Source organism: Pontibacter russatus (genome assembly GCF_009931655.1).
Taxonomy (GTDB): Bacteria; Bacteroidota; Bacteroidia; order Cytophagales; family Hymenobacteraceae; genus Pontibacter; species Pontibacter russatus.
Genome location: NZ_CP047984.1, coordinates 3,817,035 through 3,831,232 on the forward strand (window position 1 = coordinate 3,817,035; position 14,198 = coordinate 3,831,232).

The 14,198-nt window shown below is 52.9% G+C and carries 14 protein-coding genes; 8 read left to right on the forward strand and 6 right to left on the reverse strand.

What is annotated here, in order from left to right:
- Window positions 1-443 precede the first annotated feature (443 nt).
- The 7 genes from GSQ62_RS15925 to GSQ62_RS15955 all read left to right on the forward strand — a co-directional run bounded on the left by GSQ62_RS15925 (window position 444) and on the right by GSQ62_RS15955 (window position 7,414).
- Window positions 444-1,181 carry an SDR family NAD(P)-dependent oxidoreductase gene (locus GSQ62_RS15925; RefSeq protein WP_237586685.1) on the forward strand — a complete coding sequence of 246 codons (738 nt, stop codon included), beginning with the start codon at window positions 444-446 and terminating at the stop codon, window positions 1,179-1,181.
- Between the two features lie 254 nt (window positions 1,182-1,435).
- Window positions 1,436-1,696 (forward strand): DUF4212 domain-containing protein, encoded by a 261-nt coding sequence (locus GSQ62_RS15930; RefSeq protein WP_161890423.1) that lies wholly within the window; start codon window positions 1,436-1,438, stop codon window positions 1,694-1,696.
- Between the two features lie 27 nt (window positions 1,697-1,723).
- Window positions 1,724-3,415, forward strand: a complete 1,692-nt coding sequence (locus tag GSQ62_RS15935; RefSeq protein WP_161890424.1) for a sodium:solute symporter family protein — start codon at window positions 1,724-1,726, stop codon at window positions 3,413-3,415.
- Window positions 3,416-3,675: 260 nt separating this feature from the next.
- Entirely contained in the window at window positions 3,676-5,574 is a 1,899-nt protein-coding gene (gene acs, locus GSQ62_RS15940; protein ID WP_161890425.1) for an acetate--CoA ligase, read from the forward strand.
- A gap of 393 nt (window positions 5,575-5,967) precedes the next feature.
- Window positions 5,968-6,636, forward strand: a complete 669-nt coding sequence (locus GSQ62_RS15945; RefSeq protein WP_161890426.1) for a hypothetical protein — start codon at window positions 5,968-5,970, stop codon at window positions 6,634-6,636.
- Window positions 6,637-6,772: 136 nt separating this feature from the next.
- Entirely contained in the window at window positions 6,773-7,063 is a 291-nt protein-coding gene (locus GSQ62_RS15950) for a nucleotidyltransferase family protein (RefSeq protein WP_161890427.1), read from the forward strand.
- Between the two features lie 27 nt (window positions 7,064-7,090).
- Entirely contained in the window at window positions 7,091-7,414 is a 324-nt protein-coding gene (locus tag GSQ62_RS15955; RefSeq protein WP_161890428.1) for a HepT-like ribonuclease domain-containing protein, read from the forward strand.
- A 190-nt stretch (window positions 7,415-7,604) separates the two neighbouring features.
- Here the strand turns inward: GSQ62_RS15955 and GSQ62_RS15960 are convergent, their stop codons facing one another.
- From GSQ62_RS15960 to aroQ, 5 genes are all read right to left on the reverse strand, one after another.
- Entirely contained in the window at window positions 7,605-8,315 is a 711-nt protein-coding gene (locus GSQ62_RS15960) for a tRNA1(Val) (adenine(37)-N6)-methyltransferase (protein ID WP_161890429.1), read from the reverse strand.
- Between the two features lie 274 nt (window positions 8,316-8,589).
- On the reverse strand, window positions 8,590-9,054 hold the full coding sequence (gene rnhA, locus GSQ62_RS15965; RefSeq protein WP_161890430.1) for a ribonuclease HI: 465 nt from the start codon (window positions 9,052-9,054) through the stop codon (window positions 8,590-8,592).
- Between the two features lie 207 nt (window positions 9,055-9,261).
- The gene (locus GSQ62_RS15970; RefSeq protein ID WP_161891484.1) at window positions 9,262-9,822 is read right to left on the reverse strand and encodes a MarC family protein; all 561 of its coding nucleotides are present in this window, start codon (window positions 9,820-9,822) and stop codon (window positions 9,262-9,264) included.
- A 124-nt stretch (window positions 9,823-9,946) separates the two neighbouring features.
- A complete protein-coding gene (locus GSQ62_RS15975; RefSeq protein ID WP_161890431.1) occupies window positions 9,947-11,008 on the reverse strand; it encodes an aminotransferase class V-fold PLP-dependent enzyme in 1,062 nt (353 codons plus the stop codon).
- A gap of 84 nt (window positions 11,009-11,092) precedes the next feature.
- On the reverse strand, window positions 11,093-11,548 hold the full coding sequence (gene aroQ, locus GSQ62_RS15980; RefSeq protein ID WP_161890432.1) for a type II 3-dehydroquinate dehydratase: 456 nt from the start codon (window positions 11,546-11,548) through the stop codon (window positions 11,093-11,095).
- A gap of 183 nt (window positions 11,549-11,731) precedes the next feature.
- Between aroQ and xerD the strand changes: the two genes are divergently transcribed.
- Window positions 11,732-12,631: a site-specific tyrosine recombinase XerD gene (gene xerD, locus GSQ62_RS15985; RefSeq protein ID WP_161890433.1), complete on the forward strand. Its 900-nt coding sequence runs from the start codon at window positions 11,732-11,734 to the stop codon at window positions 12,629-12,631.
- A 154-nt stretch (window positions 12,632-12,785) separates the two neighbouring features.
- Here xerD and GSQ62_RS15990 read toward each other — a convergent pair whose 3' ends face one another.
- Window positions 12,786-14,192 (reverse strand): NAD(P)(+) transhydrogenase (Re/Si-specific) subunit beta, encoded by a 1,407-nt coding sequence (locus tag GSQ62_RS15990; RefSeq protein WP_161890434.1) that lies wholly within the window; start codon window positions 14,190-14,192, stop codon window positions 12,786-12,788.
- Window positions 14,193-14,198: the final 6 nt, after the last annotated feature.

Sequence of the window (14,198 nt, forward strand, 5' to 3'; positions counted from 1 at the left end):
ATACCAGTATCAAATGGGTTTAATAGCATAACTGTCCAACCACCCCTGCCCCTCCTTGTCTTTTTCGAGGGCCCCTACCCCCAGGAGGGGAGCCTGCTACTGCTTTCTATAACTGTAAGGACTATAGTTGAAGGTATAGCTATCAAAATAAACGCTCCATATATAGCCAAATTTAACAGGCATTTGCCAAGAGGAAGAATGGTGAAGCAGTAAGGAAAACTCCCCTTCTTGGACTCTAAAGGGGGCCCCTTCACCCCCAGGAGGGGCAGGGGTGGTTCGATATAGTTGCAAAGCGAGTATGCCATATGCGCAAAAACTAATTGATAGTGGTGCATAAATATTCCCATATACAGGTCAGCCTGCTACTTCCGCAACCACCGTATTTAATATCTTGCCCCGCCTTACATCCGTACATGCTAATTCCTAATTTTTAATTTCTTATCGTGAAAGCAGTGAACATCTATATCATCACAGGAGCCAGCAAGGGTATTGGCAAGGCAATAGCAGAAGAACTGTTAAAGGACGGAAACAACCAGGTGGTGGGCGTGCAGCGGACCAACAGCATCAGCCACCCGAACTACCGCCACCAGCCCCTGGATTTCTCTGACATCGATGCCGTGGAGCACAACCTCCAAAAAGTATTTCTGCCTTACCCGGGTGCCGCCAGGCTGGTGCTGGTGAACAATGCCGGTGTGCTGGGAGACATCGGGTATATAGGCGAAGGGATGCCGAACGAGCGCTTCGAGTTTGTCTTCGATGTGAACGTGGTGGTGCCAGCCATGCTGATGAACACCTTTCTGCAGGTATATAAAGATCATCCGGCGCAGAAAGTGGTGGTGAACGTGAGTTCCGGTGCGGGAAAGTACCCCGTGGACGGTTGGGCCAGCTACTGCGCCTCCAAAGCCGCTATTGATATGCTGTCGCTGACGGTGCAGAAAGAGCAGGAGGTGCGTGGCACCAGTACCCGCATATATGCCCTTTCGCCGGGGGTGGTGGATACGGCCATGCAGGAGAGCATCCGGGAAGCCGACGCCAGCCGGTTCAGTGCCGTGGAGAAGTTCCGGGATTACAAAGCCCACGGAGAGCTGGCCTCGCCGGAGGAAGTAGGCCGGAAGATCGTGCACTTCCTGTATAACACGGAAAACTATAAGGAAGTAATTGTGTCGGTGCGGGATATGTGAGGCCATATATGACACCATATGGCGCAAGCCTTCTGGCTCGTGCGCTATAGTTGCTTTCCAACATTCCTGGTGTCCGGAATGTCACAGCCATATAGCCCCGCCCGGAAAGGCGGGGCTTTCCGCTTTTGGAGGGATAGACAAATGTTAACAGAAGCGGAGGAAAACGGCTTCATTTATATCAGATTTTGCAAATGTTTGCTTAACTGCGCTGAAAAAAGTAATTTATTCCGGCAAATCATCAGAAGCTACCCAATATGGATCACAAGGCAAGCATGCAGCAGTACTGGAAGCGCAACGTGCGCATCCTCCTCACCCTGCTGGGGATATGGTTCATTGTTTCGTTCGGGTGCGGCATCTTGCTGGTCGACGAGCTGAACCGGTTCCGGCTGGGCGGCTTTAAGCTCGGTTTCTGGTTTGCCCAGCAGGGCGCCATTTACTTCTTCGTACTCATCATCTTCGCCTACGTGTGGCTCATGAACAGGCTCGACCGCGAGTTTGACGTTGACGAAGCATAACCTCCCTCACACCTAAACAAATCCGAAATGGGAATTTTAACCTGGACATACATTCTGGTGGGGCTGAGTTTCGCCCTTTACATCGGCATTGCCATCTGGTCGCGCGCCGGCTCCACGAAAGAGTTTTATGTGGCGGGCGGCGGCGTGTCGCCGCTGGCGAACGGCATGGCCACCGCCGCCGACTGGATGTCAGCGGCCTCCTTTATCTCCATGGCGGGCCTCATCTCCTTCATGGGCTACGACGGCTCGGTTTACCTGATGGGCTGGACGGGCGGCTACGTGCTGCTGGCCCTGCTGCTGGCGCCCTACCTGCGCAAGTTCGGCAAGTTCACCGTCCCTGATTTTGTGGGCGACCGCTATTATTCCCGGACCGCGCGGCTGGTGGCCGTGGTCTGCGCCATATTCATCTCGTTTACCTATGTGGCGGGGCAGATGCGGGGCGTGGGCATCGTGTTCTCCCGTTTCCTGGAGGTGCAGATAGAGACGGGCGTGGTGATCGGGATGGTGATTGTGCTGTTTTATGCGGTGCTGGGCGGCATGAAGGGCATTACCTACACGCAGGTGGCGCAGTATTGCGTGCTGATTTTCGCCTATATGGTGCCGGCCATTTTCATCTCGCTCATGCTCACCGGCAACCCCATCCCGCAGCTCGGCCTTGGCAGCGAACTGAAGGAGGGTGGTTATATGCTGGACAAACTCGACGGGATGCTGACGGAGCTGGGCTTCGCTGCCTTCACGAGCGGGAGCAAGGCCACCATCGACGTGTTCTTTATCACAGCGGCGCTGATGGTGGGCACCGCCGGGCTGCCGCACGTGATCGTGCGCTTCTTCACGGTGCCGCGCGTGCGCGATGCCCGGATGTCGGCTGGCTACGCGCTGGTTTTCATTGCCATTTTATATACCACCGCGCCGGCCGTCGGAGCTTTCGGGATGTACAACATGCTGCAGACCACCAGCAACCAGCCCATAGCCGATATGCCCCAGTGGGTGACCAACTGGCAGAAAACGGGCCTGATTGCCCTGGACGACAAGAACGGCGACGGACGCATCCAGTATGTAAAAGGCCCGGAGCAGAACGAGCTGATCATCGACAAAGACATCATGGTGCTGGCCAACCCCGAGATTGCGCAGCTGCCCAACTGGGTGATTGCGCTGGTGGCGGCGGGCGGGCTGGCGGCGGCGCTCTCCACGGCGGCGGGCTTGCTGCTGGTTATCTCCACGTCCATCTCCCACGACCTGCTGAAGAAGTCTTTCATGCCGGATATCTCGGAGAAAAGCGAGTTGATTGCGGCCCGCGTGGCCGCCGCTGTAGCCGTGATTGTCGCGGGGTATTTCGGCATCAACCCGCCGGGCTTTGTGGCCGAGGTGGTGGCTTTTGCCTTCGGCCTGGCCGCCGCGTCGTTTTTCCCGGTCATCATCATGGGCATCTTCTCGAAGCGCATGAACCGGGAGGGGGCCATCGCCGGGATGGTGACCGGGCTGGTGTTCACCATCGCCTATATATCCTACTTCAAGTTCATCAGCCCCGAGATGGACAAGCCTGAGAACTGGCTGTTCCATATATCGCCGGAGGGCATCGGGACGCTGGGGATGATCCTGAACTTTGCCGTCTCCTTCGCCGTCTCCCGGATGACGCCGCCTCCGCCCGTCGCTGTGCAGGAACTGGTGGAGGAGATACGGGTGCCGCGCGGTGCAGAAGCCGCCGCCGTGGCGCATTAGCACCGCCGCCTCCAGTGGAAGGAACGGCAGACAAAAGCAGCCTGTGCAGGTGCTTTTGTCTGCCGTTTTGCCTAACTTATATCGGAGCGGCCGCATATTTCCTGCCGCCCCGCCGCAGACAGGCCTAATACAGTTGTTTGAACACAGGAACCAGCGGGGAGCCACGGTCGCGTAGGATTTATATATCCCATGCCGCAGATGGACTGCGTATATATAAAAGCACTCAAAATATATAGTACCGCATATAAACACTTTGCTTTATGACGAACTACCAGATTAAAACCTATGAAGAATACCAGCAAGCCTATGCCCGTAGTGTAGAGGACCCGGAGAGTTTCTGGGCCGGCATCGCCGACACCTTCACCTGGCGCAAAAAGTGGGACAAGACGCTGGAGTGGAATTTTCAGGAGCCGGACATCAAGTGGTTCCAGGGAGGAAAGCTCAACATTACCGAAAACTGCCTGGACCGCCACCTGAAGACGCGCGGCAACAAGCTGGCCCTGATCTGGGAGCCGAACGACCCGAAGGAGCGTTTTATCCGCTACACCTACCGCGAGCTGTACGAGAAGGTCTGCCAGTTTGCCAACGTGCTGAAGAAGAACGGCGCGAAGAAGGGCGACCGCATCTGCATTTATATGCCCATGATTCCCGAGCTGGCTTTCGCCGTGCTGGCCTGCGCCCGCATCGGTGCCGTTCATTCGGTGGTGTTCGCCGGTTTCTCCGCCTCGGCGATGGCCGACCGCATCAATGACGCGCAGTGCAGCATGGTGCTGACCTCTGACGGCCTGAACCGCGGCGCCAAACAGATACCCGTGAAGCGCGTGGTGGATGAGGCGCTGGAGCACTGCGCCTCGGTGCAGAAAGTGATTGTGGTGGAGCGCCTGGGCTGGGCCGTGAACATGGTGGAGGGCCGCGACGTGTGGTACCATGACGAGGTGCAGGGGGTGAGCAAAGAGTGCCCCGCCGAGGAGATGGACGCCGAGGACATGCTCTTTATTTTATATACCTCCGGCTCCACGGGCAAGCCCAAAGGCGTGGTACACACCTGCGGCGGCTATATGGTGTACGCCCAGTACACGTTTATGAACGTGTTTCAGTACCAGGAGAGCGACGTGTACTGGTGTACCGCCGACATCGGCTGGGTGACGGGCCATACCTACCTGCTGTACGGGCCGCTGCTCTCGGGGGCCACCACGCTCATGTTCGAGGGCGTGCCCACCTACCCCGACAATGGCCGCTTCTGGCAGGTGGTGGACAAATTCAGCGTCTCGATTTTCTATACCGCGCCAACGGCCATCCGGGCGCTGATGGGCGGCGATATCGAGGATGTGCTGTCCTACAGCCTCGACTCGCTGCGGGTGCTCGGCTCGGTAGGAGAGCCCATCAACGAAGAGGCCTGGCACTGGTACCACACCCACGTGGGCAAAAACCGCTGCCCGGTGGTGGACACCTGGTGGCAGACCGAGACGGGCGGCATCATGATATCTTCGCTGGCGAACGTGACGCCCACCAAGCCTGCCCACGCCGCCTATCCGCTGCCGGGGGTACAACCCATTCTGGTGGATGCCGAGGGAAATGAAATCACAGAGAACGAGGTGGAGGGCTACCTGTGCATGAAGTTCCCGTGGCCAGGCATCATCCGGACCACCTACGGCGACCATGAGCGCGCCCGCCTCAGCTATTTCTCCACCTACAAAGGCCTCTACTTTACCGGCGACGGCGCCAAGCGCGACGGGAACGGCCTGTACCGCATCATCGGCCGCGTGGACGATGTGATAAACGTGTCGGGGCACCGCTTCGGGACGGCTGAGATTGAGGAAGCCATCAACCACAACGAGCACGTGGTGGAGTCGGCGGTGGTGGGCTACCCACATGATGTGAAAGGGCAGGGCATCTATGCCTTCGTCATTTGCAGAGACGTACCGGAGCATGTAGATTGGTTGCGGGCAGAGATTGTGGAGACGGTGGTGGAGAAAATAGGCAAGATAGCGCGGCCCGACAAAATCCAGATTGTGAGCGGCCTGCCCAAAACGCGCTCCGGCAAGATCATGCGCCGCATCCTGCGCAAAGTGGCCGAAGGCGACACCTCCAACCTCGGCGACACCTCCACGCTGCTGGACCCAGCGGTGGTTGACGAGATAAAGGAAGGAGCGTTGTAGCGCTGAGGAAAGCTCTTGTTGAAAAATCCTGCAGCTCATACTGCAGGATTTATATTATGGTAAAAGAAGGGGGTTGTTGGGTTTTGAATGATATTTTTTCTGCGGATAGCTTTTTTATAATGATACTTACTTTACCATTTGCTGTTAATTATGAAAGTAGAGAAAAAATTATATTTATGTAGGTTTTATCATGAAACCTGTCTAGAGTTTCCGGTAAGAGCTTAAATCAGGGTTTGAAACAGCTTTCAAAGCTGCAATCACTTCAAAATCTATGATTTTTAAGGCACAATTGAGACTATTTTACTGCTGACTCTATTCATATGGTATCAAAAACCGGCAAAAATCAGAAACCCTAAACAGCTTCATGTTGTGCGAAATAAATGATAAAATAAAATGAACAGAATAGATGAAGTAGAAACAGGAGGTATAGATGTTCATCCTTTCGCATTCTATCCTGAAATGATTCAATGGAAGCTTCAACAAAAAAATAATGTAACAATAGAGCACTTGCACAAGTCCTTAGCAATCTCGATTATTATTGACTGTGCATGTTTAATAGAGGGAGTACTTAATATAATTAATAAAGAATTGCTTCAGGACGCACGGCACTCAAAAAATTCACTACAACATCGGTTACTAACTCTATTAGAGCAACGCCTTGAAAAGGGTCAATTTAGTGAATATACTAATATATATAGTACTCTCGTGGGTAGGGAGATAAAAGTTTTGGTGGGAAATGAATCTTGGAAAAGCATTGTGACATTGTTCTCTTTTAGGAATAATTTGGTTCATGGAAACGTAATTGAAATTACCGAACATAAATCAAATCGAGGAGTTAGGGTTGAAGTTTTTAACACCTATAAAAGAATTTATGAATATCTTCTGGAGAAGAAGTTGATTGATGTATATACTCTCGAACCTGAAAACCTTTTGTTCAACGAAAGTATTTTATCATTCTTCTATGAATCAACAATAGGATTTATCAGAGTGTTAGTGAAAAATGCGCCTAAGCGCTCACAAGACTATATAAGAGAGATGACTACCTTTTTAGAGAGTAAATAAGGCCATATTGGGGAGGAGGCATTTTTGTATTTGTTCCTTTTGGACGCTGAAGTAATGAAAATATAGACTTGGAATATCATGTTTTTTAAAAGCAACTAATCATATATATAATATTCCAAAACAGTTATAATAGGGTATGATTACAAAGTATGACATTCTCTCCAAACTGAAAGAGCTGAAACCAGCACTTAACAGAGACTATGCGGTTAAAGAAATTGGATTGTTCGGTTCATTTTCGGACGATTCGTACAATGAGCACAGTGACATTGACTTACTGGTGGAACTGGAAAGGCCTATCGGGTGGAAATTCTTCTCCCTGGAGCTATACCTCGAGAAAATATTTGGCCGAAAAATCGACCTGGTGACTAAAAATGCGCTCAAAGACCAGATCAAAGACGGTATCCTGCAGCAAGTTGAATACGTGTAAGTGAAGAGGAATAGAAGAACATATAGAATGTATCTTGAAGACATTCTTGTGTCTATTAACCGCATAGTTGAATATATGGAGGGGTATACCTTTGTTGACTTCAAGAGAGATCATAAAACAGTTGATGCGGTGATTCGGAATTTCGAGGTTATCGGAGAAGCCTCAAATAAATTGCCGAAGGAAATAAAATCAAAATATCCGATGGTTCCTTGGGCTGAGATGTACTTGTTGAGAAACAAGATTTCTCATGAGTACTTTGGAGTTGACTTTGAAATAATCTGGGATGTTGCCACGAATCATTTACCTGACAATAAAATTCAAATAGAAGAAATATTGAATAAAGAAAAGTAAAGAAGCAAACTAATGCCGGGCAGTTTTAGGTAAGACTAAGCAATTTTCCCCGCTATAACTCTCTTACTTATCTTGCAAACAGCTAAGGGAAGGCTATTTCACAACAACTAACAATTACCAATCAGCAATTCCCACTACCTTGCCTCCAAGGCATATCCTATGCCTATATGTAATCACCTTTTAAAGCACGCTACAAATGCAGGTAATACGGCTGCAGCAGTGCTATAAACTCCTGTGTGTAGGTTGCCTTGTCGGCCTCCCGTATATATAGCCGCCTGCTTAGAGGCTGGCCTACAGGGGCAAAGCCGAATGTCTGGATATGGCGGATGCACTTGCCGCCTCTATAGGTGAAGACCTCCACCGTTTCTGCTAAGTGAAAACCGTATGCCTGCGCCGCTTTCTGAAAAAGGGCCGCTTCGGCAGGTGGGAGCAAGAGGAACAGGTGGCCCTGCGGCGTGAGGTGCTGCCGTGCGAAATGCAAGATGTCCTCGAAAAGCAAGTCGCCGGTGTGGCGTGCGGTATTTTTGGCCGCATTCTCTGATTTGAGCGAGGCCAGGAAAAACGGCGGGTTTGATAAAATCACGTCATAGGGCTGCTGTGCCGCATAATGTTGTAGCGGCTCAGCGTGCAGCCGAAGCCGGTCAGCCCAGGGACTCACCGCGAAGTTCTCCCTCGCCTGCACCTGCGCCTCCGGATTTATTTCCACGGCATCCACCACAGCCTCGCTTCGCTGCGCCACCATCAGCGACAGCAATCCGGTGCCTGCCCCAATGTCCAGCACCCGCCGCGCACCCGCCACATCTATATAAGCCCCGAAAAGGCAGGAATCCGTACACACCTTCATCGCACACCTGTCCTGCGCTACCCGGAACTGCTTAAACTGGAAAAAGTCGTTTGGCATGGGGAGGAAGTCTTGAATGAGTGATTCAGTGATTGAGTGAATAGAGAGAATTTTGAATGAGCGGAGATTGGTATATATAGAATTTGAAAGGCTATCCTGAAATCATCTAGGCTCAGATAGTTAATGTTCTTTGCAACTTGCCCACAAGATCCCCCGAATCAAGTTCGGGATTTACCACTTGCAGGACGACAGATGAGGGGGAAAAGAATTTATTCAGTTATTCAATTATTCAAAATTCACTCATCCACTCAACCACTCATTCAAAATTCAGAGCTCAACCCGGCTGCGAGGCACCGGACTCGAAGCCCTGGTCGATGAGCAGGCTGGGGGAGAGGGCGCTGGCAACGGCCAATTCGTCGCAGCGTTCGTTTTCGGGATGGCCGTTGTGGCCGCGTATCCACACAAATTTTACCTGGTGCTTCGGGTAGATGCGCAGGAAACGGGCCCACAGGTCGGCGTTGGCTTTGCCCTTGAAGCCTTTCTTCTGCCAGCCGAACACCCAGCGCTTTTCCACGGCGTCCACCACGTATTTTGAGTCGGAGTAAACAGTAACGGGCATGCCGGGCTTGGTGATGGCCTCCAGCCCCACAATCACGGCCAGTAGTTCCATGCGGTTGTTCGTGGTTTTGCGGAAGCCCTCGCTCATTTCCTTTACATGCTGCTTCCAGCGCAAAATCACGCCATAGCCGCCAGGGCCGGGGTTTCCGCGGGAAGAGCCGTCTGTAAAAAGTTCGATCATGGGTTAGTTTTGAATGAGCGGATGAGTGATTGAGCAAATTAATTTTGAATGACTGACTTTTGAATGACTGAATAATCTTTCCCCTGATAAATCATCCTATATGGGGCCTGGTGGCTGGGCATAAACCGCTTACTACCTAAAGCTATATCCTCTCGACTTAAATACAGGCTCCATGAATTCAATTGTTCAAAACTCAGTTATTCATAATTATAAATTCGTCTTGAAGAGCTTGATAGCGATGGCCAGCAGGATGATGCCGAAAATCTTACGGAGGGCGTCGGCACCCGACTTGCCGAGCTTTCGCTCTATGTAGGCCGAGCCTTTGAGCACCACATATACGAAGCCCAGGTTTAGGACAATGCCCACCAGCACGTTCGGGAGGGAGTAGGCGGCGCGCAGCGAGAGGAGCGTCGTCATGGTGCCGGCCCCCACGATCAGCGGGAACGCCAGCGGCACAATGGAGCCGCTCTTCGACTCCGGGTCACTGTGGAAAAAGTCCTTTCCCAGGATCATCTCCAGGCCGATCAGGAAGATGATGATGGCCCCGGCCATGGCGAAGGATTGGAAATCAATGGCGAACAGTTTAAGGATAGACTCGCCCAGGAACAGGAACGCGATCATCAGGATGGCAGACACAATGGTTGCCTTGCCCGACTCTATACGGCCCTCGCGCTTGCGCAGCTCGATGATGATGGGGATGGAGCCGATGATATCGATGACGGCAAAGAGCGTGAGCGTGACAGAAGCTATCTCCTTGAAACTAAAAATGTCGTTTAAGTTCACCTTATTTATATATGCGGAGTTGCGCGGGTTATATATAAACAGGGTAGTTATTTACCGTTGTCTTATATATAGCCACGCCACCTTGTCTCAAGCCGCAAAGGTAGTAGACTTAAGCGTAATAGTGCAGGAAAAAGCGCTTCAGTTCTTCGTACTCTTCGTCGAGGATAGCCGGAAAGTTGGCAATGCGGAAGGTATTGCGGGCCCAGGGGCCGTAGCCGTTGCCCAGGCGCATGTCATGGGACAGGGCGCGCTTCTTCAACTCGTCCACCAGCTTCTCGCTTCCCTGCAGCGCCAGCACTGTTTTAGACCGCACCTCCTCGTTCTCCACCAGCAGCGTGATATCCGTGAACTGCGCGAAAAAGGCATATAAATCCTGTGCCCTGGCGGTCAGCTCCCCGTCAATGGTCTTGATAAAGGGTCGGTCTTCGAGCACGCGCTTCATCAGGTACAGGTTGAGCACGTTGGGCGTGTGCGTGGTCTGGTAATTCAGCATCTTCTCATATATAGAAACCATGCTGTTATAGTGTGCCCGCTCGGCTATTTTCTTCGCCCGGAAAATGGTGCGCGGCGAGCAGGCCATCACGGCCAGCCCGGCGGGCAGGCCAAAGCACTTCTGCACCGAGGCAAACCATATATCCGCCTTAATCATTTTGAGGTTGAGACCCGCCATGGAAGAGGTCGCGTCCACGGCAATCAGGGTGTCGCGGAAACGGTTGTGCAGGTTCAGGATGCAGGTAGGCGTCACCTGCGTGCCGTTCGATGTCTCGTTCTGCGTGAAGCAGATCAACTCCGTATCCGGGCTCACCTGTACCTCATGCACCGGCATGGGGCTGTTCAGGTCAAACGCAAATCCCTCGGAATTGGGGCGCAGCTTTTTAGCATACTGAAACCACTTCTCCCCGAACGAGCCGTTGTATATATGGGAGCTCTTGTTTTTGGTGAGGCTCTGGATGAGTATTTCCCAGCACTCCGTGGCCGAGGACGTGAAGAAGATGTGGTAGTCCTGCGGAATGTTGAGCCTGCGCCTGATAAGCCCGACCAGGTCGCGCGACAGCTGCACGAACTGATCTCCTCTGTGTGGCGTGCTCATGATTCCTTCGTCATACGCGTCTACCAGGTAGTTACGTACTTCAGGGTATACTTTGGAGGGGCCTGGATAGAAGTTGAGCATGCGCGTAAAGGTATTGAATTTATATAGTAATAACTATATATAATCTTGGTGAAAAAGCTGACGCCTGTATAACGGCCAGGCAAGCTAATTCTTTGCACCGAACCCGATTTGTTTTGGCTTCAGGCGCTCAAAGTACTGAAGCGCAAGCCGGTAACTTTCCAGTCCGAAGCCGCTGATGCTGCCTTTGCAGTAAGGCGCGATCATGCTCTTGTGGCGGAAGGCCTCGCGGGCGTATACGTTGGAGATGTGAACCTCCACCACCGGCACCTCTATCGCCTTGATGGCATCAGAGAGGGCCACGGAGGTATGGGTGTAGGCGCCGGCGTTAAAGATGATGCCTTTGTAGTCGCTGAAGCCCACCTCATGCAGCTTGTCTATCAGCGCGCCCTCCGTGTTCGACTGAAAGTAGGAGAGCTCCAGCGCCGGCAGGTCTTGCTTCAACTCCTCAAAATAATCTTCGAAAGAGCGGCTGCCATATATTGATTTCTCGCGGTGGCCCAGCAGGTTCAGGTTCGGGCCGTTCAGGATAAGGATCTTCATAGGTTGGGTATCGTATTGCAAATTTCCGAGGCTACAAAGGTACGTATTAAGTATCTTTGCTGTTGGAAAATTGTTTGATTGTTGGATGTGTAAATTGCTGCGGGAACATGAATGTCACCTTAACAAGTGCATTTTACTCATCCTAATTCATAATTTCTAATTTTTAATTTCTAATCTTATTTCGTGAACTGGCCTGTCTGCATCAAACAATTCGAGGAGTACCTGAAGCTGGAGAAGTCGCTCTCGCGCCACTCCGTGGAGGCCTACCTGCGCGACATCGGGAAGCTAGCGGATTTCCTGGACATGAAGAAGCTGCGGGTGGCGCCCGAGCATATAACGCCTGCCATCCTCCGCGACTTTCTGGAGTGGATTGGGGAACTGGGGATGACACCCCATTCGCAGGCCCGCACCCTGTCCGGCATCCGCGCCTTCTACAAGTTCCTGATCATGGAGGACATGCTGCAGAACGACCCCACCGACACCATCGAGGCGCCAAAGCTGCGCCGCAAGCTGCCCGACACACTGCACTTCCATGAGATAGAGCAGATGCTGGCCGCCATCGACCTGTCGACGCCAGAAGGCACCCGCAACCGCGCCATGCTGGAAACGCTTTATTCCTCCGGGCTGCGCGTCACCGAGCTGCTCGACCTGAAAATCAGCAACCTCTACGAGGACATGGGCTTCCTGAAGGTGGCCGGTAAAGGCGACAAAGAGCGCCTGGTGCCGATTGGCCGCGATGCCCTGAAGCACATCCAGCTATATCGGGAGGGGGTGCGCTGCCACCTTACCATCAAAAAAGGCCACGAAGACGTTTTGTTCCTGAACCGGCGCGGGGCCAAAATGTCGCGCGTGATGATGTTCATGATCATCAAAGAGGTGGCCGCCAAAGCCGGCATCCAGAAAACGGTGAGCCCGCACACTTTCCGCCACTCCTTCGCCACGCACCTGATAGAAGGCGGCGCCGACCTGCGCGCCGTGCAGGAAATGCTGGGCCACGAGTCTATCACCACTACCGAAATCTATACGCACCTGGACAGGGACTACCTGAAGCAGGTAATCAAGGATTACCACCCGAGAAGTTAGTTTGATTCTGGCAAGGGGCTTGCAGGAACCCCCGAACTGCTTCGGGGCAGGTGCGCACATTGCGAGGTCTGTACTATATATAACCAAAAGCAAAACACCCTCACAACTTTAGAGATTGTGAGGGTGCTTTTATTATGGGGAAGGAGTACAGCCTTTAAGCAGGCATCAGTTCCTTCAGTTCGCTTACCACTTTTGTCATCGAGGACTTCGCGTCGCCGAAAAGCATCAGGCAATTGGGGTAACCAAACAGCTCGTTCTCGATGCCCGCGTAGCCAGCGCTCATACCGCGCTTGCAAACGATGACGGTGCGCGCCTTGTCGGCGTTCAGAATCGGCATGCCATATATGGGGCTGGCCGGATTGGTGCGGGCGGCAGGGTTCACCACGTCGTTGGCGCCGATGATCAGCGCAATGTCGGTGTTGGCAAACTCGTCGTTTATCTGGTCCATCTCAATCAGCTTGTCATACGAGATGTTGGCCTCCGCCAGCAGCACGTTCATATGTCCGGGCATGCGGCCCGCCACCGGGTGTATCGCAAACTTCACAGAAATGCCCCGCTTCTCCAGCATATCGGTCAGCTCGCGCACAATGTGCTGCGCCTGCGCCACGGCCATGCCATAGCCCGGCACAATAATCACGGAAGAGGCAGATTCGAAGAGCATGGCTGTTTCTTCCACGCCCACCTCTTTCACCACAATGTCCTCGCCACCGCCGGCCGCGGCCGCGGAAGAGCTTGTCTGCCCGAAGCCGCCCAGCAGCACGTTTACAAGCGACCGGTTCATGGCCTTGCACATAATCTGTGTCAGGATGATGCCGGAGGCACCCACGAGCGCACCCGCAATGATCAGCACCTGATTGTTGAGCACAAAGCCCGTAGCGCAGGCGGCAATACCGGAGTAGGAGTTGAGCAAAGAAATCACCACCGGCATATCGGCACCGCCAATCGGAATGACCGTCAGCACACCCAACAGCAGGGCAATCACCAGCACCCCCATCATCCAAATCTCCACATTCGGCTGCAGCACCACCAGCACCGACAGCGCCAGCGCTGCCAGGAACAGGATGGCATTGATGGCGTGCTGCCCGCTGAACACCACGGCCCGGCCGTTGATGAGGCCTTTCAGCTTTCCGAACGCCACCAACGAACCCGTGAGGGTAACGCAGCCGATGATGACGCTGATGATGATGGTGACGCCCACCACCATTTCCATGCTGTAGCCCGCATCGTGCGCCATGCGCCAGTATTCGGAGGTAGCCACCAGCACCGAGGCAGCACCACCGAAGCCGTTGAAGATAGCCACCATCTCCGGCATCGAGGTCATTTCCACGCGCTGCGCTATCACCGTGCCGATAACGGAGCCGATGAGGATGGTCACGAAAATTTCGGTATAGCTCAGTATCTGGCTGTCGAGCAGCGTCACGAGCACGGCAATCAGCATCGCTATAGCTGATATGAAATTACCCTGGCGGGCAGTGGATGTCTTGCCCAGCATCTTGATGCCGATGATGAACATCACCGAGGCAATCAGGTAGGCAATCTGTATGATTAAAGCTTTTTCCATGAGGTT